Source organism: Methylocystis suflitae, assembly GCF_024448135.1.
GTDB lineage: Bacteria > Pseudomonadota > Alphaproteobacteria > Rhizobiales > Beijerinckiaceae > Methylocystis > Methylocystis suflitae.
Map to the genome: position 1 here is coordinate 1 of NZ_JAMRYX010000243.1, position 20338 is coordinate 20338.

General features: G+C 63.7%; 21 protein-coding genes. 13 read left to right on the forward strand and 8 right to left on the reverse strand.

Annotation, left to right across the window (positions count from 1 at the left end; all coding sequences use genetic code 11):
* Nucleotides 1-10: 10 nt before the first annotated feature.
* The gene (locus NEI07_RS19275) at nucleotides 11-406 is read right to left on the reverse strand and encodes a DUF4383 domain-containing protein (protein WP_256036908.1); all 396 of its coding nucleotides are present in this window, start codon (nucleotides 404-406) and stop codon (nucleotides 11-13) included.
* A gap of 320 nt (nucleotides 407-726) precedes the next feature.
* Nucleotides 727-2280: a leucyl aminopeptidase gene (locus NEI07_RS19280; RefSeq protein WP_256036910.1), complete on the reverse strand. Its 1554-nt coding sequence runs from the start codon at nucleotides 2278-2280 to the stop codon at nucleotides 727-729.
* A gap of 389 nt (nucleotides 2281-2669) precedes the next feature.
* On the opposite strand from NEI07_RS19280, the gene lptG reads away from it, so the two are divergent.
* The 8 genes from lptG (at nucleotide 2670) to aat (ending at nucleotide 10733) form a co-directional block, all read left to right on the forward strand.
* A complete protein-coding gene (gene lptG, locus NEI07_RS19285; protein WP_256036911.1) occupies nucleotides 2670-3755 on the forward strand; it encodes an LPS export ABC transporter permease LptG in 1086 nt (361 codons plus the stop codon).
* Nucleotides 3755-6331 carry an LPS-assembly protein LptD gene (locus tag NEI07_RS19290; RefSeq protein ID WP_256036912.1) on the forward strand — a complete coding sequence of 859 codons (2577 nt, stop codon included), beginning with the start codon at nucleotides 3755-3757 and terminating at the stop codon, nucleotides 6329-6331. The genes lptG and NEI07_RS19290 overlap by 1 nt, the downstream gene beginning before the upstream one ends.
* A gap of 118 nt (nucleotides 6332-6449) precedes the next feature.
* On the forward strand, nucleotides 6450-7211 hold the full coding sequence (locus tag NEI07_RS19295; protein ID WP_407659954.1) for a DsbA family protein: 762 nt from the start codon (nucleotides 6450-6452) through the stop codon (nucleotides 7209-7211).
* A gap of 92 nt (nucleotides 7212-7303) precedes the next feature.
* The gene (aroQ, locus tag NEI07_RS19300) at nucleotides 7304-7747 is read left to right on the forward strand and encodes a type II 3-dehydroquinate dehydratase (RefSeq protein WP_256036914.1); all 444 of its coding nucleotides are present in this window, start codon (nucleotides 7304-7306) and stop codon (nucleotides 7745-7747) included.
* 7 nt (nucleotides 7748-7754) lie between these two features.
* The gene (gene accB, locus NEI07_RS19305) at nucleotides 7755-8282 is read left to right on the forward strand and encodes an acetyl-CoA carboxylase biotin carboxyl carrier protein (RefSeq protein WP_256036915.1); all 528 of its coding nucleotides are present in this window, start codon (nucleotides 7755-7757) and stop codon (nucleotides 8280-8282) included.
* A gap of 13 nt (nucleotides 8283-8295) precedes the next feature.
* A complete protein-coding gene (gene accC / locus NEI07_RS19310) occupies nucleotides 8296-9654 on the forward strand; it encodes an acetyl-CoA carboxylase biotin carboxylase subunit (RefSeq protein WP_256036917.1) in 1359 nt (452 codons plus the stop codon).
* A 19-nt stretch (nucleotides 9655-9673) separates the two neighbouring features.
* On the forward strand, nucleotides 9674-9994 hold the full coding sequence (locus tag NEI07_RS19315) for an MliC family protein (protein WP_256036918.1): 321 nt from the start codon (nucleotides 9674-9676) through the stop codon (nucleotides 9992-9994).
* A 70-nt stretch (nucleotides 9995-10064) separates the two neighbouring features.
* On the forward strand, nucleotides 10065-10733 hold the full coding sequence (aat, locus tag NEI07_RS19320) for a leucyl/phenylalanyl-tRNA--protein transferase (RefSeq protein WP_256036919.1): 669 nt from the start codon (nucleotides 10065-10067) through the stop codon (nucleotides 10731-10733).
* On the opposite strand, the gene NEI07_RS19325 is transcribed toward aat, so the two are convergent.
* On the reverse strand, nucleotides 10730-11482 hold the full coding sequence (locus NEI07_RS19325) for a DUF2155 domain-containing protein (protein ID WP_256036920.1): 753 nt from the start codon (nucleotides 11480-11482) through the stop codon (nucleotides 10730-10732). The two genes, aat and NEI07_RS19325, sit on opposite strands and share 4 nt — an antisense overlap.
* 86 nt (nucleotides 11483-11568) lie before the next feature.
* Complete coding sequence (locus NEI07_RS19330) at nucleotides 11569-11976, reverse strand: NADH:ubiquinone oxidoreductase subunit NDUFA12 (RefSeq protein WP_256036921.1); 408 nt, start codon at nucleotides 11974-11976, stop codon at nucleotides 11569-11571.
* 136 nt (nucleotides 11977-12112) lie between these two features.
* Here NEI07_RS19330 and NEI07_RS19335 point away from each other — a divergent pair, with 136 nt between their 5' ends.
* The gene (locus NEI07_RS19335; RefSeq protein WP_256036922.1) at nucleotides 12113-13321 is read left to right on the forward strand and encodes an FAD-dependent oxidoreductase; all 1209 of its coding nucleotides are present in this window, start codon (nucleotides 12113-12115) and stop codon (nucleotides 13319-13321) included.
* Between the two features lie 5 nt (nucleotides 13322-13326).
* Here NEI07_RS19335 and NEI07_RS19340 read toward each other — a convergent pair whose 3' ends face one another.
* From NEI07_RS19340 to NEI07_RS19350, 3 genes are all read right to left on the reverse strand, one after another.
* Nucleotides 13327-14262 (reverse strand): YVTN family beta-propeller repeat protein, encoded by a 936-nt coding sequence (locus NEI07_RS19340; RefSeq protein ID WP_407659955.1) that lies wholly within the window; start codon nucleotides 14260-14262, stop codon nucleotides 13327-13329.
* Between the two features lie 119 nt (nucleotides 14263-14381).
* Nucleotides 14382-14963 (reverse strand): SRPBCC family protein, encoded by a 582-nt coding sequence (locus NEI07_RS19345; RefSeq protein WP_256036924.1) that lies wholly within the window; start codon nucleotides 14961-14963, stop codon nucleotides 14382-14384.
* Nucleotides 14964-15158: 195 nt separating this feature from the next.
* Nucleotides 15159-15710 carry an SRPBCC family protein gene (locus NEI07_RS19350; RefSeq protein ID WP_256036927.1) on the reverse strand — a complete coding sequence of 184 codons (552 nt, stop codon included), beginning with the start codon at nucleotides 15708-15710 and terminating at the stop codon, nucleotides 15159-15161.
* Between the two features lie 210 nt (nucleotides 15711-15920).
* Between NEI07_RS19350 and NEI07_RS19355 the strand changes: the two genes are divergently transcribed.
* Genes NEI07_RS19355 through NEI07_RS19365 form a run of 3 tightly spaced genes read left to right on the forward strand, consistent with a single transcriptional unit; the run spans nucleotide 15921 to nucleotide 18384 of the window.
* The gene (locus tag NEI07_RS19355; RefSeq protein ID WP_256036928.1) at nucleotides 15921-16337 is read left to right on the forward strand and encodes a CopG family transcriptional regulator; all 417 of its coding nucleotides are present in this window, start codon (nucleotides 15921-15923) and stop codon (nucleotides 16335-16337) included.
* Between the two features lie 31 nt (nucleotides 16338-16368).
* The gene (locus NEI07_RS19360) at nucleotides 16369-17514 is read left to right on the forward strand and encodes an extracellular catalytic domain type 1 short-chain-length polyhydroxyalkanoate depolymerase (RefSeq protein ID WP_256036929.1); all 1146 of its coding nucleotides are present in this window, start codon (nucleotides 16369-16371) and stop codon (nucleotides 17512-17514) included.
* A gap of 48 nt (nucleotides 17515-17562) precedes the next feature.
* Nucleotides 17563-18384 carry a lysophospholipid acyltransferase family protein gene (locus NEI07_RS19365; protein WP_256036931.1) on the forward strand — a complete coding sequence of 274 codons (822 nt, stop codon included), beginning with the start codon at nucleotides 17563-17565 and terminating at the stop codon, nucleotides 18382-18384.
* A gap of 134 nt (nucleotides 18385-18518) precedes the next feature.
* On the opposite strand, the gene NEI07_RS19370 is transcribed toward NEI07_RS19365, so the two are convergent.
* A complete protein-coding gene (locus NEI07_RS19370) occupies nucleotides 18519-19427 on the reverse strand; it encodes a GNAT family N-acetyltransferase (RefSeq protein WP_256036932.1) in 909 nt (302 codons plus the stop codon).
* Nucleotides 19428-19581: 154 nt separating this feature from the next.
* On the opposite strand from NEI07_RS19370, the gene NEI07_RS19375 reads away from it, so the two are divergent.
* Nucleotides 19582-20139 (forward strand): hypothetical protein, encoded by a 558-nt coding sequence (locus NEI07_RS19375; RefSeq protein ID WP_256036933.1) that lies wholly within the window; start codon nucleotides 19582-19584, stop codon nucleotides 20137-20139.
* Nucleotides 20140-20338: the final 199 nt, after the last annotated feature.

Consider the following 20338-nt stretch of genomic DNA (forward strand, 5'->3'; position numbering starts at 1 on the left):
TTTGCAGCTCTTACATATGGGCCGTGGTGACCGATCGTTCCATGGGCTTCGTGAAGCCGATCGCGAGCAGGACGACAGCGAGGACTGCATGCAGCCAGTGGTCGGCGTGGTTCATGGCGATCAGTCCGCCGAGTTCGGCGACGTTCGGCGCAAGGAAGCCCAGGATGGCGATCGCTACATAGAGGATGGCCACTGTGCGAATCATCAGGACCGGGACGCCGAAATAGGGGCTGATCAGCAAGAGCGCTCCGGTGATGAGGTGCACGAAGTTGTGGGCTGCATTCACGTGGAAGTAGCCGCCGTCATAGACGATCGGATTGGGGACGAACCCCAGCAGGCCGACCGCCACGAACACGACGCCGAGGATGGTCGCGATGAAATCGGCGTTCCATCGAGATTCGATCATGATGCGTTCCTTTCAGTCCAGGACCAACTGAACTGATCATCAGATTGGGCGACGGGGAAGCATTTCCATTAAAAACCGGAAATAATAAGGTATTTACGCATGTATGCTGAAGCTATAGCAGCATAACTCTGCGTTAATTAGGTAGGCTTTACTGAATCTCTCGCCAACCTGTTTCTTGACACTGTTCCGGAAAGAGCGAGGAGCGCCAATCTTCTCCTCTGCTGTAAATAATCGAGAGCCAAGCAACAGAATAACTTCCGCAGTCCGGCTGAATTGACTGGCGCAGCCTATTGCTCCCGCTCAGACCGAGCGATCGTCAGCTACCCCTCGTAATAGTCGCGCACCAGCCGGTCCAAGAGCCGCACGCCCCAGCCGGCGCCCCAGCTCTGGTTGGTGTCGCTCAACGGCGACCCCATGCCGGTGCCGGCGATGTCGAGATGCGCCCAGGGCGTCTTGCCGACGAAACGCTGCAGGAAATGCGCGGCGGTGATCGAGCCGGCATGGCGGCCGCCGGTGTTCTTCATATCGGCGAATTTCGAGTCGATCAGCTTGTCATAGGCGGGACCCATCGGCATGCGCCACAGCTTCTCGCCGATGTGGTTCCCCGCTTTGGTCAGGCGATCGGCGAGTTCGTCATTGTTCGAGAACAACCCGCCATATTCCTGGCCCAGGGCGACGAGAATGGCGCCGGTGAGCGTCGCCAGATCAATGACCGCAGCGGGCTTATGATGCTCTATAACGTATGTCAGCGCATCGGCGAGAACGAGCCGACCTTCGGCGTCGGTGTTCACGATCTCGATCGTCTGGCCCGACATGGATTTGACGATGTCGCCCGGCCGCTGCGCCTTGCCGTCCGGCATGTTCTCGACGAGGCCGAGCACGCCGACGACATTGGCCTTGGCCTTGCGCGCGGCGATCGCGTACATGGCCCCGGTCACGGCGGCGGCGCCGGCCATGTCGCCCTTCATGTCCTCCATCGAGGCGGCCGGCTTGATCGAAATGCCGCCGGAATCGAAGACGACGCCCTTGCCGACGAAGGCGAGCGGCGCCGCGCCCTCGGCGCCGCCGCTCCAGCGCAGCACGACGAGCCGGATCCCCGCCTCAGACCCCTGCCCGACGCCGAGCAGCGCCCGCATCCCGAGTTCGGACATCGCCTTCTCGTCGAGGACCTCGACCTCGACGCCAAGCTTCATCAGCTCCGACGCGCGGCGGGCGAATTCCGGCGGAGTCAGGACGTTCGCCGGCTCATTGACGAGAGTCCTTGCGAGAATGACCGCTTCCGCCAAATGGCCGCCATCCGACATCGCGGCGCTATGGCTGTCCGGATCGGCCAGGGCGACGACGACCTCCGTCGGTCCTTCGCGCTCGGCCTCATCCTTCTTCTTTGTCTTGTAATGATCGAACTTATAGGCGCGCAGCCAGCCGCCGAGCGCAAATTGGCCGACCGAGTCGTGAGCGGCGGAAACCCCTTCCGGCAGGTCAAACAGCACGACCGCCCGCGACCCCGGACCCATTTTCGCCGCGGTTTGTCCGCCAAGCGCGAAGAAGTCCTCGAAGGGCTTGGCTTCGCCGCCCTCTCCGCCGGTTTCGTCCCCGGCGCCGACGCCCATCAGAATCACTCTGCTGGCGGGCGCGCCGGGCGCCGCCAGAATCTCGAGCGACGTTCCCGACTTGCCCTTGAATTTCGCCGCTGCGGCGGCGCGCGAAAGATGCCCGGCCGCATCCTTGAGCACGCTGGCGGCGCGCTCGCCCATGGCGAGATCGCGGCCCACGAAAACCACGAGCGTTCGCGGATGCCCGGCGTCCTCGGGCTGGCGCAGCAGCGCTTCGGCGGCGTCGAATGACTGGAGTTCATATTTGGCGTTGACGAGCATCAGGGCCTCTTGCCTCCTCCGCCGAAGCGGAAGCCGTTCCGGCGCGAATGCGTCGGTTTTTGAGAATGTTAGCGCCGGCGGCGCGCCAGGCGCGCGATTTGACGGGAGCGGCGCGTAATATCTTCCGGCGGGCGGCGCCGGTCAATCGCGGCTCCGCTCATATTTTGAACCATTCCAGAAATCGTCCCGCCGCGGAATCGCCGCGATCTTTACGCAGAAATCCCGCGTGGCGCAAAAGCAACGCTCGCGAATTGAATATGTCGGGGCGGCTCAGAGGAGCCGCGCGACGCTTGCGCGCAAAGATGCGAGCGTCTAGCGATCGTTAACAGGGCTTTAACTGCTCCCGCCTGGGGCGGCGCGCCAACACACAAAGGAGGACAGCCGCAGCCATGATCGGGGCGACGATCACGCGCTATTTTGCGCTGCGGTTTATGCGCACGATTCTGGCGATCTTTTTTACGATTTTCTGCCTGATGTTCGTCGTGGTTTTCGTCGAGATGCTGCGGCGCGCCAGCGACAATCCGCAGGCCGGCGCGGCAACCGTCGCGCTGATGACGGCGATGCGGGTTCCGGCGGCCGCCGAGATGATCCTGCCTTTCGCCGTTCTCTTTGGATCGATGGCGACCTTCGTTGACCTCACCAGGAAGCTGGAATTGATCGTCGCCCGCGCCGCCGGCATGTCAGTTTGGCAGTTCATTGCGCCGCCGGCGCTCACCGCCCTGCTCATCGGGATTGTGTCTGTGGCGATTTACAACCCGCTCTCGGCTTCGATGAAACAGCGCTCCGAACAAATGGAGTGGGATCTTTTCGGCGTGCCCGGCAGTTTGCGCATCGACCACGGCGTTTGGCTGCGCCAACACGGCGTCGACGGCCTCGCCATTATGCACGCTATGAACTCCTCGAATGGCGGCTCGGAGCTCGAGAACGTCAGCGTCAACATTTACGCAGCGCGCGGCGGTTTCCTGGAGCGGGTCGAAGCGCGTCACGCGCGACTCGAGCCCGGAGTCTGGGTGCTCGAAGGCGCGCAGGTCAGCCTGCCCGGAGAGCCGGCGCGCAGCGTCGGTTCTTACATGCTCGCCACCGACCTGACGCCCGAGCAGGTGGCGGCGGCGACGACGCCGCCACAAGGCACGCCGTTCTGGTCGCTGCCGGAAATGGCGGCGCGCACCGCCGAAGCGGGTCTCGACGCGACCGGCTATCGGCTGCAGTTTCAATCGCTTCTTGCGCGACCGCTGCTGCTCGTCGCGATGGTTCTCGTCGCCGCTTCCTTTTCATTAAGATTCTTTCGATTTGGCGGGGTCGCAAAAACCCTTTCGGGTGGCGTGGCCGCAGGCTTCGTGCTTTATATCGTTACTAAAGTCCTCTCGGATCTCGGCGGCGCAGGCATGATCAGCCCTGTAGTGGCCGCATGGTCGCCTGCGCTTGTCGGGAGCATGTTGGGCACGGTCATTTTGCTCTATTCGGAGGACGGCTGATGGCGCTCACCAGCTCCTCCCGGCGCCTATCCCTTCTTGCGGCGGCGCTCGCGCTCGCCGAGGCGGCTTTCGCCACGCACTCCGCCGCTGCCGCGCCGCCGGCCGCGGGCGCCGATGCGCGCATGGTCGTCGAGGCCAAGGAGCTCGTCTACGACGAGAAAAGCAACACCGTCACGGCGCGCGGGGCCGTCCAGATCTATTACAAGGGCCGGCTGCTCGAAGCCGACCGCGTCACCTATGACCGCAACACGTCGCGCGTCTTCGCCGAGGGCCACGCCACGCTGACCGAAACCGACGGCTCAATCGCCAGGGCCGAGCGTTTCGACTTCACGGACGATTTCAAAAACGGGTTCATCGACAGCCTGCAGGTCGACTCCGTCAACAACACGCATTTCACCTCGCCGCGCGCCGAGCGGGCCGGCGAGACGACGACCTTCGAAATGGGCACCTACACCGCCTGCGAGGCCTGTCGAGACGATCCCGCAAAGCCGCGCACCTGGTCGGTTCGCGCCAAACGGATCATTCACGACAACGTCGAGAAGATGATCTATTACGAGGATGCGTCCTTCGAACTTCTTGGCGTGCCAGTCGCCTATGTGCCGTTCTGGTCGTCGGCAGACCCATCGGTGAAGCGCAAGTCCGGTTTTCTATCGCCGGTTTTCATCTATCGCCAGCAGCTCGGCGCCGGCGTGGGCGTGCCTTACTTCTGGGCGATTGCGCCGGATTACGACCTGACTGTAACGCCGATTTATTTTTCCCGGCAGGGCCCGTTCGTCACCGCCGAATTCCGTCAGCGCTTTGACAATGGCGGCTATACGATCCGCGGTCAGGGCACGCATGTGGGAGACACGAGCGCCTTCGCGCAAGCCCCATTCGGCGCCGGCGGCAAGCAGTGGCGCGGCGCCATCCAGTCTATGGGCGAATTCTGGCTCAACGACCGTTGGCGCGCTGGCTGGGACATCACGGCGCTGTCCGATCGCTACTTCCTGCAGGACTACCAGCAATACAATTATCTCCTGCAGAACTATTTCTTCCGCGAAGCGTCATCGACGATCTATCTGACCGGCCAGGGACCGCGCAGCTATTTCGACATGCGCGGCTACTATTTCCAGCTGCTGTCGCCCAATGACGTGCAGGCGCAGCAGCCCGTCGTCCATCCGGTGATCGACTATAACCGCGTCTTCGACATTGATCCTGCGGCGACGGCAGGCGTTGGCGGACAGGTTGAACTCGACGCCAATGTGACGAGCACTTCCGCCAACGTCGCGAACTTCGAGTCCATACAGCCGCGAACGCTCGACCGCATCTATAGCCTGTACAACGTTTGCCAGATTTACGGGCGGGCTACCGACCCGGCGCAGAGCGGCTGTCTGTTGCGCGGCGTCGGCGGCGATTACCAGCACGCGACGATCAGCGGCGCCTGGAAGCGTAAAATCATCGACCCGATCGGCGGCGTGTGGACCCCGTTTGCGTTCGCGCGTTTCGTCGGAAGCTATCTCGATTACGACCGGCAAGGCTTGTTCCCGATCTATAACCAAAGTCTGTCGCCGATCCCCAACGCCGCGCAGGGCCAGTTCTTCAACGGCGCCGACAACCGCTTCCGCGGCCAGGCGCTCCCGGGCTTCGGCGCCGAATGGCGCTACCCGATCCTTGCCAGAAGCTTTATCGGCGACATCGTCTTCGAACCGATCGCGCAGGTCGTCGCGCGCCCCAATCAGACGTCGATTCCGTCGCTGGTGAACATGGACGCGCAAAGCCTCGTCTTCGACGATTCGACGCTGTTCGAATGGAGCAAATTCTCCGGCTATGACCGGTTCGAGACGGGCACGCGCCTCAACTATGGCGGCCAGGCCACCCTGTCATTGTCCAATGGCGGCTTCATCAACGCGATGATCGGCCAGTCGCGCCAGATCGCCGGCGCCAACTCCTACGCGCAGGCTGACGCGGCGAATGTCGGCCTCGATTCCGGCCTCGACTCGCGCGCGTCGGACATCGTCGGGCGCTTCGCATTTGCGCCGTCGTCCGTTCTCAGCCTCTCCGCCAAGGGCCGCTTCGACAAGGGGAGCTTGCGCGCGCGGCGCGTCGACGTGTTCGCGACAATGAATCTGGATCCGATCTCGCTCCAGCTCCAATACGCCAATTACGCCTCACAGCCGGCGATCGGCTTTGACGTGCGTCGCCAGGGACTCTCCGCGTCCGGAAAATACGACATCACCAAAAACTATTTCCTGACCGGCACCGTCACCTTCGATATGAGCCGCTATCTCTATAATTCCCTCACCAATCCGACGTCCGTCTATTATGCGACGACGCTTACGGGCTCAAATCTCGTCGGCTCGGCGCCCCTGTTCTCGGTCGCAACGCTCGGCGGCGGCATCGGCTATCAGGACGAATGCACGACGCTGTCGATCAATTATTCGCAGATCTATCAGCCGCAGTCCTACACGGGCCTGCCGGCGCGCAGCCAGACGGTGATGGTCACGCTCCAGCTGCGCACCCTGGGCGAAGCGAAGTTCAACTACGGCGTCGGTTCGGTGCTGGTGAACGACGGCGTTCGGAACAATCAGTTGCACTAGCCACTCGCGTGGAGCGTACCATCCTAGCGTCAGGAGGACGCCCGCCGCCCCCTGTGCTAAAAAGCGCCGCGACGAAGGGATCCCGACACGAATGCGCTGTCGCGCAAAGGAGAATGCAATGAGCTTTTTTATCTCGCTCGCCGCCGGCGCATGTCTCGCTCTAGGCGTCGCGACGCCGCTCTTCGCCGAGGAGCTTTCAGGCAAGCAGAAGGTTGAGATCGAGAAGGTCGTGCACGACTATCTCCTTTCCAACCCGGAAGTGGTCCGGGAAGCAATTGACGAACTTGGAAAGCGCGAGAAGGTCGCCGAGGCCGCCACACGCGAAAAGGCCGTCGGCCAGCACGGCGACAAAATCGTGAACTCGCCCAACCAGGCCGTCGTGGGCAATCCGAGCGGCGACGTCACGCTCGTCGAATTCTTCGACTATAACTGCGGCTACTGCAAGCAGGCGATGGCTTCGGTCGCCAAGTTGATCGAGGCGGACCCCAAGCTGCGGGTGGTGCTCAAGGACTTCCCGATTCTGGGGCCCGACTCCGTCGAGGCGGCGCAGGTCGCGACCGCCGCGCGCATGCAGCTCGACAGCCAGAAGTTCTGGGATTTCCATCGCAAGCTGCTCTCGACTCGCGGCCACATCGGCAAGCAGCAGGCGCTGGCGGCGGCCAAGGAGGTGGGCGCCGACATGCCCCGTCTCGAGAAGGACATGTCGAGCGCGGAGACAAAGGCCGCGCTGAAGGAAGTCGCTACGCTGGCCGATGAGCTGCGGTTCGATGGAACGCCCGCCTGGGTGATCGGCAAAGAGGCGATCATCGGCGGCGTGCCCCACGCGCAACTGAAAGCCAAGATCGAAAACATGCGCAAATGCGGCAAGACCGTCTGCTAGCGCGGCGACGGGCTTTCTTTGCGGCGACAACAAGGCTAAGACAGGCAGCCTGCCGCCTTTGAGATTTTTCGGGGAACGTTTACGGAAGCGCTATGTCAGCCGTCCACGTGCTTAACGGTCCCAATCTCAATCTTCTCGGCAAGCGGGAGCCCGCGATATACGGAACAACGTCGCTCGACGATATCCGCGCGTCGCTGGAGAAGCGTTGCGCCGAACGCGGCGTATCGCTGGTTTTCCGGCAGTCCAACCACGAGGGCGATCTCGTCGACTGGATCCAGGAAGCCGGCGCCGCGGGCGCGCCGGTCATTTTGAACGCTGGCGCGCTGACGCACACATCCATCGCGCTCTATGATGCGATCAAGGGCGCGGAAGCTGTCGTCGTCGAAGTGCATCTCTCCAACGTGCACGCACGCGAAAGCTTTCGGGGCCATTCCTTCATTTCGCCCGCGGCGCGCGGCGTGATCGCGGGATTTGGCCCGCTCTCATACATTCTCGCCCTTGACGCTGTCTTTGAAAACGAACTGAGAAAGATCTGAGACACTTATGGCGCGCAAAGCTCAACCGCCTCGCACCGCTTCCTCCCGCAAGCCGGCGTCGGTCGCCGCGCCCGCGCCCGCTATCGACGCGGATCTGCTGCGCACGATTGCGGAACTCGTCGCAAACAGCAATTTGACCGAATTTGAGGTTGAGAAGGGCGATTTGCGTATCCGCGCGGCGCGTGCGCCTGCCGCAGCGATCGCGAGCGTCGGCGCCGCGCCGCCGGTCCAGCCTCTGCCGCCGCCGCCGATGGCAAAGCCGGCCGCGTCCCCCACTCCCGTCGCGGAGCCGGTCGAATATTTGGACGCGGTGAAGTCGCCCATGGTCGGCACCGCTTATCTTCGGCCGAACCCCGACGCAAAGCCCTTTGTCGAGATCGGCGCGCGCGTTTCGCTCGGCGACAAGCTCTTGCTGATCGAAGCGATGAAGACCTTCAACGACATCGTCGCCACCAAATCCGGCGTTGTGACGGCCATACTGGTCGAGGACGGCCAGCCTGTGGAATACGGCGAACCTCTCCTCGTGATCGAGTAGGCGGCGGTAAGAGATGTTCGACAAAATCCTGATCGCCAACCGCGGCGAAATCGCGCTGCGCATTCTGCGCGCGGCCAAGGAATTAGGCGTCGCGACAGTCGCCGTGCATTCGACAGCCGACGCCGACGCCATGCATGTCAAGCTCGCCGACGAGTCCGTCTGCATCGGGCCGGCGCCCGCCCGCGATTCCTATCTCAATATTCCCGCCCTGCTCTCCGCCTGCGAAATCACCGGCGCGGACGCCGTGCATCCGGGCTACGGTTTCCTATCCGAGAACGCTCGTTTCGCTGAGATTCTCGTAGAGCACAACATCACCTTCATCGGACCGAAATCCGAGCACATCCGCCTGATGGGCGACAAGATCGAAGCCAAGACGACGGCAAAGAAACTTGGCATTCCTTGCGTGCCTGGCTCCGACGGGCCCATCCTGAGCGAAAAGGAAGCGCAAAAGATCGCCGAAAGGATCGGCTTTCCCGTTCTGGTGAAGGCGGCGTCCGGCGGCGGCGGCCGGGGCATGAAGGTGGCGCGCGACGCGCATGATCTTCCCATCGCGATCGCCACCGCGCGCACCGAAGCTAAGGCCGCGTTCGGCGACGATACGGTCTACATCGAGAAATTTCTCGAAAAGCCGCGTCATATCGAGTTTCAGATTTTCGGCGACGGCAAGGGCCAGGCGGTTCACCTCGGCGAACGCGACTGTTCGCTCCAGCGCCGACACCAGAAGATCTGGGAAGAAAGCCCCTCGCCCGCGCTCAATGACGCCCAGCGCATGGAGATCGGCGAGATCTGCGCGCGCGCCATGCGAGACATGCAGTACGCCGGCGCCGGCACGATCGAGTTTCTCTACGAGAACGGCGAATTCTATTTCATCGAGATGAATACGCGCATTCAGGTCGAGCATCCGGTGACGGAGGCGATCACCGGCGTCGATCTCGTCTGCGAACAGATCCGGGTCGCGGCGGGCTCGCCGCTCTCCCTGCAACAAGAAGACATGTGGTTCTACGGCCACGCCATCGAATGCCGCGTAAACGCCGAGCACCCCACGAGCTTCAGGCCCTCGCCCGGGCGCATCGCTTATTACCACCCGCCCGGCGGCGTCGGGGTTCGCGTCGATTCAGCGGTCTATCAGGGCTATACGATCCCCTCCAACTACGATTCGCTCATCGGAAAGCTGATCGTTCACGGGCGCAACCGAACGGAAGCGCTGATGCGACTGCGTCGCGCGCTGGACGAATTTATCGTCGACGGCATCGATACGACGCTTCCGCTGTTTCGCACGCTCGTGCGCAACGCCGACGTTCAAAACGGAATTTACGACATTCATTGGTTGGAGCATTTTTTGGCGACGGGCGGCATCGAACCCGATTTTTAGAGCGAAGGGTGGAAAGAAGATGAATCGATCCCTGGTCATCGTCGCGACGGTTCTGGCGGCAGCTGCGCCGCTCGCCTTCGCCCACGCAAAAACCACCGTGCGGGGTCCCTTCGTCTTCACATGTTCGGGCGATCCAAACGCCGCTCTGACGGTCACTTTCCTTGGCGCGAACGCCAATCGCGCGAAACTCGTCTTTAAAGGCGAGACCGTGTTGGCCAAACAGGCGATGGCGGCGAGCGGGGCGCGCTACGTCGCCAAGAATATCGAGTTCTGGAACAAGGGCGATGACGCCATGGTCGAGTGGCGTGGCAAGCAGCTCAACTGCACGACGCGCAATTAATTCAACTTTCTTTCAAGAAACTCGCCGCCGGAGGGTGGCGCGGCGTTCTCGCGCCGCTATCCTTGAATATATGTCGCGCCTCAACGCCCCCTATGCGATCACCCCGCATCTTCTGCTCCGCGCCTATTCCATCGGACTTTTCCCGATGGCCGAGAGCGCTGACGACGATCAGCTTTATTGGGTCGATCCGGAGCGGCGCGCGATCTTTCCCCTTGATGATTTCATCGTATCGCGCTCCCTGGCCAAGACCGTGCGGTCCGATCGTTTCGAGGTCGTCGTCGATCGCGATTTTGACGCGGTGATCGACGCCTGCGCCGCTCCCGCGTTTCGACGCGAGCGGACCTGGATCAACGCCGAAATTCACCGGCTTTATCGCGAGTTGTTCGATATTGGCTTCGCGCATACGGTGGAATGCCGCCTTGAGGGGCGTCTCGTCGGCGGGCTCTACGGCGTCGCTCTCGGGAGCGCCTTTTTCGGCGAGAGCATGTTCCACCTGGAGCGCGACGCTTCAAAGGTCGCGCTTGTCCACCTGATGGGGCGGTTACGGGCGGGCGGCTTCCAGCTGCTCGACACGCAATTCATTACGCCGCATCTCGCCTCGCTCGGCGCGATCGAGATTTCGCGCGAGGAATATCATCGCGCGCTCGAACGCGCGCTCCCACAAAAGGCCAACTTCAACGTCTGGCCCAAAACCGCGCCCGTGAGCGGCGCTCAGGCGCTGGCCGCGCTCGCCGATTAGAAGGGGAATAGCGGGTTGCTGGCCGGAGGCGCCGCAGCGGGGTTGGCCTGTTCGGCGCGCCGTCGCTTCTTCTTGCGCCCGCCCGTCTGCGAGGCAGGATCTTCCGCTGGCGCAGGCGCCGCCTCTGGCTCGACGGGCGCCGGGGCCGCCTGATCGGCGGGCCCGATCGGCTGATTTTCCATCGGCGGCGGCGCCGTCGGCTCGACTCTGCGCGAGCGGCGCTTCTTGCCGCTGGTCCCTTCTGACGGAGCCGTCGCCTCGGCCTCGGCAGGCGGAGCCGCCGGCGCGGCCGCTTCGGCGGGCGGCGCAACCGTTTCCTTGCCGCCTTTGCAGTCGACCAGCCAGACGTCATAGACGGGATGCTCGACCCCGTGGAGACCGGGACTTGCGGCGAACATCCAGCCCGAGAAGATGCGCTTCGCCTCTTGTTTGGCGTCGGTCTTGACCGTTTCGGGCTTGGGGTCGCCCCGGCGTTCCGGCTTGACGATGAGTTCGTCCACCTCGACGAAGCTCGTCGTCTGCGGGGTTTCGGTTTGCGGTCGCGTATTACACACGCGCGGCGTCACCTGCAGCGTGCCGAACTGAACGGTTTCGTCGATCGCGACGTCGAAATTGATGATGCGGCCAGTGGTCTTGTCGAGGCCGGCGAAGATCGCGGTTGGATGCCGGATCGGCTCGGCGGACGCGGCGACCGCAAAAAAAGCCCACGCGCCGACAGCCGCTGGCGCCAAGGATAAGGGCAACTTCATCCGATCACCGCAGGTTTCTCCGCCAGCTCCAAAAACAAGCCGGGGACGAAAGCAGGCAAGAAAGGCCTTTCCAAGGAGAGCGCCGCTCAGCCTTCGGGCCGCCAGGGGGCATAGTCGCCGCCGGCGGGCGGCCGCTCGCCCAGCGCAAGCTGAGAGCCCGGCGGCCGATAGGCCTGCGGCGTCCCGGTCAAATTGGCCTGGTGCGGAAGCTCCCAGGAACGCGGCCGATAGGTCTCGTCGGTCGGCGGCATATCCACCGTGTGGTGCAGCCAGCCGTACCATCCGGGCGGCGTCGCCGAGCCCTCGCAATAGCCGTTGTAGATCACCCAGCGCCGTTCAAACCCCAGCGCCGGATCGATCTTGCCGCCGCGCCGACGGTAATAGACGTTGCCGAATTCGTCTTCGCCGACGCGCTCGCCGTAAAGCAGCGTCCACAGGCCGGTGCTGAGCGTGGCGCGGTTCCACCAGGTGAAGAAGCGAACGATATAGGACATGTAGCTGCGTCCTCGAATTTCGTGGCCCCTTATTGCGTCTGATGGCGCCAATGTCCAGCCTTGCCGCACCCCCGCGACGATTCGGATTCGAAGCCGCTCGCGCTTCCGCTTGCGACGCCCTCAGACGGAGGACTGCATGTCCGCGACACTTTCGACCCAGTGCTGCATCGTCGGCGGCGGCCCTGCCGGGCTCATGGCCGGATTTCTGCTGGCGCGCGCCGGCGTCGATGTGATCGTTCTCGAAAAACACGCCGATTTTCTGCGCGATTTTCGCGGCGACACGATTCACCCGTCGACGCTGCACATCATGGACGAGCTCGGCCTGCTCGATGAATTCCTGCGGCTTCCGCACCACAAGGCCTATGCGCTTTCGGCTTGGATCGGCGAGCGTCAATACAAGGTCGCCAACTTTTCGAGCCTCCCCGGCAAAGGCAATTTCATCGCCTTCATGCCGCAATGGGATTTCCTCGATTTCATCGCGGCGCATGCACGGGCGCTTACGAATTTCCGCCTTCTAATGAACACTGCTGGCGAGCGACTCTTGTTCGACGGCGACCGCGTCTGCGGCCTTTCCGCGACTGGGCCCGACGGCGAACTGACCATCAAGGCCAGGCTCGTCATCGCCGCCGACGGGCGGAGCTCACGGATGCGCGAGGACGCGAAGCTCCCCGTCGAGGACTTCGGCGCGCCGATGGATGTGCTGTGGTTCAAACTGCCGCGCAAGGAGAGCGATCCCGACGAAAGCTTCGGCCGCGTCGCGCCGGGGCGCATGCTGGCGATGATCGATCGCGGCTCCTACTGGCAGTGCGGCTGCGTCATTCCCAAGGGCGACGCCGAAAAATTGCGCGAGAAAGGCATCGAGACGTTTCGCGATTCGATCGCCGGCTTAACGCCCTTCCTTGCCGATCGCGTCAGCGTGCTTAAGGATTGGACCGACGTGAGCCTGCTGACCGTTCAGGTCAACCGCCTCAAGACCTGGAGCCAGCCCGGATTTCTGTGCATCGGCGACGCCGCGCACGCCATGTCGCCGGTTGGCGGGGTCGGGGTGAACCTCGCGATCCAGGACGCCGTCGCCGCCGCCAATCTCCTTGCCGCGAAGCTGCGCGACAATGCGCTCGGCGACGACGATCTTGCCGCTGTGCAGCGCCGGCGCGAGTTTCCGACCCGCGTGACGCAGGCCATTCAGCTCGCCATCCAAAATCGCGTGGTGCGCAGCGTCCTCTCGGCGCAGAAGCCTTTTGACGCGCCGCTGGCGCTACGTCTGCTCAACGCCATTCCGCTGCTGCGCCGACTGCCGGCGCGGCTCATCGGGCTTGGCGTGCGGCCCGAGCACATCGAAACGTAAGCCCTTCAATCGGCATCGCGAATAAAGGCGCCAAAAGCGCGCGGGCCGTCGCCGGTCTCCGCTTTTCCCAGAACTTTCAGCGTCTGCGCGTCGACCGCCCAGAGTTCGTTCGAGAACCAATTGGCGACATAGACGCGCGCGCCGTCGCCGCTGACCGCCAAGCCTTCCGGATATTCGCCGACCTTTATCGTGTCGAGCAGCGCCAAGCTTTCAGCGTCGAAAACGCTGACGCTGTCGCCATGCTGATTGGCGACGAAGACGCGGCCCTTGGCGAGCGCCACAGTATAAGGCCGGCTGCCGCATTTGAGCGTCGCGACGACTGTGCGGGAAGCGAGGTCGACGACGCTGACATCGTCGGATTCCACATTGGCCGAATAGGCGCGCGCGCTGAAAGCGTCGACCGTCACGCCGAAAGGATGCTTGCCGACGGGTATGGTCGCGACGCGCGAAAACGTCGCCGCGTCGATGACCGACAACGCATTGTCGTCGCGGTCGGCGACGATGATCGCCTTGCCGTCCGGCGCCACCGCGACGCCCGACGCCATTGCGCCGACGCCGACGCTGCGCTGCGCGCCGCTTGTGAGAACGATCTCGACGAGGCGCCGGCCATAGAGATCGGCGACATAGACGCGCTTGCCGTCGGGGCTTGCGGCGACGCCGAGCGGCCCGCCTTCAACCGGAATGCGCTTCTCGACCGTGCGGCTCGCCGCGTCGATGACGGTGAGAAACTTGCCTTCGGGACTGGTGATGAAGGCGCGCGCGCCATCGCGCGAAACAGCAATGCCAGCCGGCTTGCCGCCGATCGGCAGAGTCGCGACGGTCTGCATCTTGGAAAGATCGACGATCGAGAGGGCGTCGTCGCCTTGCGCGGTGACGAAGGCCTCGTCGGCGAAGGCGGGCGCGGCGAGAATGACGATGGAGAGAAACACTCTCGCCGTCATGGCCGGGCTTGTCCCGGCCATCCACGCGCGCGCAAAACGCTTGGATGCTTTCCCTTCGACGCGTCGCATCGTCTTGGCGTGGATGCCCGCGACAAGCGCGGGCATGACGGGTTGAAGCCTCACTTGCGTTCCACCTTCGCCTTCAACGCCGCAAGATAGGCGCGCTGCATCGCCGTGACCGCGGCGATGGCGACGTCGTCGTTCAATTCCGGCGGCGGGTCGTTGTTGGGATAGCCGCGGTAGAAGCGCGCCTTCCATTCGACCTGCGTCTTTCCGTCTTCGGCCGGCCGCAGCGTGATCAGCGCGGTGTAATTCGTCGCCGGCAGCCGCTTCACATCATCGCCTTCGCGATGCACGCCAAGCATCATCCGCTCGGCGTCGCGCTTCGTCAGCAATTCCTCAACGACGCCGCCGTCGGCCATGATCAGCTTGCGCCGCGCCTGTTCAGGAACATCTTCGCCCGCCGCTTCGACGCGGGCGACGCCCGGCAGCCAGTCGGCGTGAGCGAAGTCAGCGACGACCGCCCAGACCTTGCCTGGCGGCGCATCCACGATCGTCGTCTCGACGACTTTCAGCGGCGACGCGCCATGCGCCGCAAATGCAGCAATCGGCAGAAACACAGCGAGCCACGCCGCGGCGCCAAGGATGAACCGGCGCGTTGCGGAGATGTCGACCCGCGATTGTGTGAAGGGCTTCCTCATCCTGAGGAGCGTGCGCAGCACGCGTCTCGAAGGACGAGGAAGCCCGCTTTCGCGTGTGTTTTCCTCACCCTCGTCCTTCGAGACGCCGCCTGCGGCGGCTCCTCAGGATGAGGGTGAGGAAAACAATCCTTCACACGATTCCCCTGGATATCGACCGGCGCAATGTTGACCAGTGCTTGGCGCATGGCGCGGCGCTTACTTGCTCTCCGCCTTGGCCTTCAACGCGGCGAGACCGGATTTGTAAATATCGCTCACCGCCTTCACTCCCGCCTCGTCGGAAAGTTCCGGCGGCGGATCATTGTTCATGAAGCCGCGATAGAACGCGCCCTTCCATTCGACGACGCTCTTGCCGCCCTCTTCCTTCACGCTGATCGTCGAAGCGTAGTTATTGACCGGCAGCACTTTCACGTCGACGGCGTCGATCTTGTAGCTCAGCGATTTGCCGTCGGCGTCATATTTGGTCAGCGTCTCATCGATTGTGCCGCCATTCTTGAGGGTCAGCTTGCGCTTGGCGTCGGCGGCGTTGCCGCCCGTCCCTTCAGTCTTTGCAATGGCGGGATGCCAGTTCCAATCCTGGAAATTGCCGACGATCTCCCAGACCTTCGCGGCCGGGGCGTTGATTTCGATCTTTTCGACGACCTTCTGGCGCGACGGGCCATGCGCGAAGGCCGGCCCAGCGAGCAGCCCGGCGGAAAGCAGCGACAGGGCCGCAACGACACATGCGCGGCGCGCAAGCACAATCGTCATTAGGATCTCCCAGAAAGCCTGACCTTGGCCGCCAACGCGGGCGGGCAGGCGCACATAACGGCGCCCAAAGCGGCGGCGTCAAGAGTAGCGAAGCATTCGACCGCGCGGAGAGTCATCAATTCGACGTGGCCGCTCAAGGTTGTGCGCGCCACTTGCGCTCCAACTCCTGACCATCCATATACCATCCAGATAGATGGTGAGAGGATGGCCATGGCGGACCTACACAAATTACGGGAAAGGCCGCCGGAGGCCGAGAAAATCACGATCAACGTCGGCTACGTCGATCTCGGCCATATCGATCTCTTGGTGCGCGAAGGTTTCTACTCCAATCGCACCGACTTCATCCGCACCGCGATCCGCAACCAGCTCGGCGCGCATTCGGACGCGGTCAAACAGTCCATCGTGCGGAATACGCTGGAACTCGGTTTGCGCCACTACAGCCGCGAAGACCTCGAGGCCGTGAAGGCGGCTGGCCGAAGATTGCGCATCCATGTCCTGGGACTGGCGTCGATCGCCGAAGACGTGACGCCGGAACTCGCGCGCGAGACCGTCGAATCCATCACCGTGCTCGGCGCGCTGCAAGCGAGCAAGTCCGTCAAGGCGGCGCTCCAGGACCGCATCAGTTGAACTTTTCTCCCTTCTGTGAGGCGTAGATAAAATGAAAAACTTCCTGACGAGCGCCTTCAACAGGGCGACGCAGCTGACGCGCGAGCAAAATCTCTCGGAAGCGACGCGCGTGCTGATGCGCGCGCTGACGAACGGCGCCGCGGCGCCGGCGCCGCAGCCGGCCGCGCATGCCGAGCCGCATCCCCCAACGTTTCGTCTGCGCCGCCCGCTCGGGGAGACGGTGGAGTTGCTGCGTCACGCCGGTCTTCCGGGAATGGATCAAAGCGGCGCGCCGCTCGTGGCGCTGCGAAAAGCGCCAAAAATCGAGATTCCGCCGGGGGCCGCCTATCTCTCGCGCAGCTATGTCGGCCCGGCCGGCGCGCGCGACTATAAGGTCTATGCGCCCAATGGCGTTGGAGACGGCAAGCGGCCTTTAATCGTGATGCTTCACGGCTGCGCGCAGAACCCCGACGACTTCGCCGTCGGCTCGCGCATGAATGAGCTGGCTGAAGAACATGGTTTCATCGTCGCCTATCCGGCGCAATCGACCACGGCCAATCAGATGGGCTGCTGGAACTGGTTCAACCCGGCGGATCAGACGCGCGAGAAGGGCGAACCCAGCCTCATCGCCGGCATGACGCGCGCCGTGATGGCGGAGTGGCGCGTCGATCCGTCGCGCGTCTATGTGGCGGGCTTATCGGCCGGCGGCGCCATGGCCGCGACCATGGGCGCGACCTATCCGGAACTCTACGCCGCAGTGGGCATTCATTCAGGCCTCGCGCATGGCTCGGCGAGCGACGTCGCCTCCGCCTTCGCGGCGATGGGCGGTAAATTCGAGCTCGGCGCGGCGCGCAGGTCGCTGTCTGACGGCGTGCGGACGATCGTTTTCCACGGCGAAGCCGACCAGAAGGTGCATCCGACCAACGGGGAAACGATCATTGCGGGGGCTCGGCTCGATCTTGCCGATGCGCTGGCCTGCGAAACGCGCGAGACCGGATCGGCGGGCGGCCGCAATTACAGCCGCACTGTTATTGCAGACGCGCGCGGCGTGCCGCAGCTGGAACATTGGGCTGTCGAGGGGCTCGGCCACGCCTGGTCGGGCGGCAATCCCGACGGCTCCTTCGCCGATCGCCATGGTCCCGAGGCCTCGCGCGAGATGGTGCGGTTTTTCCTCTCGGACGCCGCGAAGGCGCGGTAGCGCCGGCGCTGTCATGCGCCTGTCTTACAGGCGCGCCATCTGCGCGCCATGGCCTATCTGCGCGCGCTTGCCTTCTTCTTCACGCTGACGGGCGCTTTCATCTTCCTTGTTCCGCTACAGGCGCTGGCGCGCCGGCGCGGCTGGCCTATTCAGCATGCGATTCAGACGCGCTTCTGCCGCGCGGTTTGCGCCGTCATTGGCATAACGGTCGAGGCGCGCGGCGCCCTGCCCTCGACGGCGCCGCGCTTTGTCGTCGCCAACCATGTGTCATGGACCGACATCGTCGCGCTCGCGAGCCTCTATCCATTAGTCTTCCTGGCGAAGAGCGAAGTGGCACGCTGGCCCGTGCTTGGAGTGCTGGCGCGGCTGCAAGGCACGATCTTCGTCGAACGCGGCGCGAAGCAGGATATTTCGCGCGTCAATGACGCGCTCGCTGATGTGCTGCGCGCGGGCGGCGATCTCGTCGTCTTTGCCGAAAGCACGTCGAGCGACGGCGCCGCGGTTCTGCCTTTTCGTTCGGCGCATTTCGCGCCGCTGGAGGCCATGGCCGCGCGCGGCGAAGCGCCGACGCTCGCGCCCGTCGCGATCTCTTACTCCAATGGCGCGCGCAGGATTGATGTGGGCTGGTATGGCGACATGAGCTTCCTGCCGCATCTGTGGAGCCTGATGAAGCGCGGCCGCACGCATTGCCACATTGTTTTCGGCGAGGACGTCGCGACTGCGGGCAAGGACCGCAAGACGCTCGCGGCGGAGACGCATGCGCGGGTGCGGAAACTGCTCGCGTCGCATGGGCGTAAGCGGGAGTCGCCGCAATCCTCGTGCTTCGAGACGGTTGCTACGCGACCTCCTCAGCATGAGGACTGCTTGTAGCGGCCTCAAGGGAATTCCATTTGCGCAACCCAAGGCGCCTCATCCTGAGGAGCGCGCGCAGCGCGCGTCTCGAAGGACGAGGGGCCGCTTTCACTGGCGCGCTGTCCTTCCCGGCAGGCTTCGCGCGTCGGGCGCTAAGCCGCGCGGCGTTGCGGCGCGCCGCCGAAAAATTCGAGATAGCGCGCGTCGATTTCCGCGACCGGCATGACGACGAAGACATCCGTCGTGTTGAATTTGCGGTCGACGACGGCGCCGTCGCCAAAACGCGCGCCGAGCCGCAGATAGCCTTTGATCAGCGGCGAGAGCGCGTCGCGCGCCTTGCGCGCATCGAAGGCGTCGCGCGCCAGCATCCGCATCGGCGTGTGCAGCTCGTCTCGCGCGCTGACGCGCCACGCCTCTTCCGCCGGCGCGTAATGCGCGAGATAGCTCAACGCCTGCGCATGGGCGAGCGGATTCGCGCCGTGCAGGCTTGCGCAGCCGAACATCACGTCGATGTCGTGCGCCCGCACATACGCGAGAAGCCCGCGCCATAAGAGTTCGATCGTCCGCTTGCCGCGGTAGGGCGCGAGCACGCAGGAGCGCCCCAGTTCCAGCGCGCGCTTGCCGGCGTGACGGGCGAGAAGCGGCCCGACGTTATATTCGCCTTCGGAATAGAAGCCGCCGGCCTTCCTCGCCATATCGTCGCGCATCAGCCGATAGGCCCCGACGATCTTCGGCCTGATCTTGCCGCGCCGCGTCTGCGCCGCGTGATCGATGACGATGAGATGATCGCAATATTTGTCGAAACGATCGGCGTCGCGGCGGGTGAAGGCGGTGCGCGCGTCGGGAATGGCGCCGCCTTCCTTGTAGAAGACGTCGTAGCGCAGGCGCTGCGCCTTGCGCACTTCCCTCTTGCCGCGCGCCAGCCGCACTTCCAGCGAGCCGAGACGGCCGAGCGTTTCACTGAGCGTTTTCTTGGCCGCTTTCGGCTTTTTTGAATCCGCTTGCGGATAATTGACGAGGGCGAAGATCGTCTGACCGAAATCCGCGTTGACCGTCCACATGTGCGACTCGCTCCGCTGCGATCTCCCCGCTTGAAGATCACGGGGAGGCGAAGCTTTTGTGACGCGAGAATTGCTCATGCGCCGCTTAAGTTGCGATTCCCGCGCGAATTCGCGAACTTCTGCAAGGCGGATCGAACCGCCTTTGGGGGACCGAATGCTCAAATCTCATCTGATCGTCAGCGCTGCGAATTGCGCCTTCGTTCTCGCGACAGTCGCGGCGCGGGCGGAACCGCTCCCCTCGCTCGGATGTTACGCGCGCGCCTATGACAAAGCGCATCTTTCCGCCCATAAAAGCCAGATCGTCGACAAGGCGTGGCTGTCGATCGAGACTCGAAAAGACACGCCGCCCTATCCGTTTTTGGCGACGCTGCAATTTTCGACGAAGGGACGCGGCAAGGCGACCTTCTCCACCTTCGGCGCCTGCAAGGAGGACCGCGGCGCGCTCTTATGCAACGCGTCGCTCTCCGCCGAGGAAACCGACCTCTGCAAGGCCAAGAACGACGGCGTGCGGCATTGCCGGATCGGCTATGACAAAGCCGGCGCGTTCCGGATCGCCGCGCAGCCCGAGGGCGTTCTCGTGACGGTCGTCGAGCGGCTGGAGATGCCGGGGCCCGATGCGGGCGGCCGCGCCAGCTATCTCTATCTCAGCCCTGACAATGCCGAGAACCGCGCCTTTCTGCTCCCGCCGGCGGCCGCGAAAGCCTGCGAATAGCGAGACAGTCAACCTCGAACGACGAGGAGCCATCTTCCGTAAGAGCGGAGCCAGTTCTGGAGGCGGGCAGTCCTCGTCCTTCGAGACGCCGCCTTCGGCGGTTCCTCAGGATGACGACTGCTGGCGCACCGTGAACTCAGCGCAATGCGCCCCCAACCAAACGCAACGTCCACCCAGTGCCCTCACCCTGAGGAGCCTG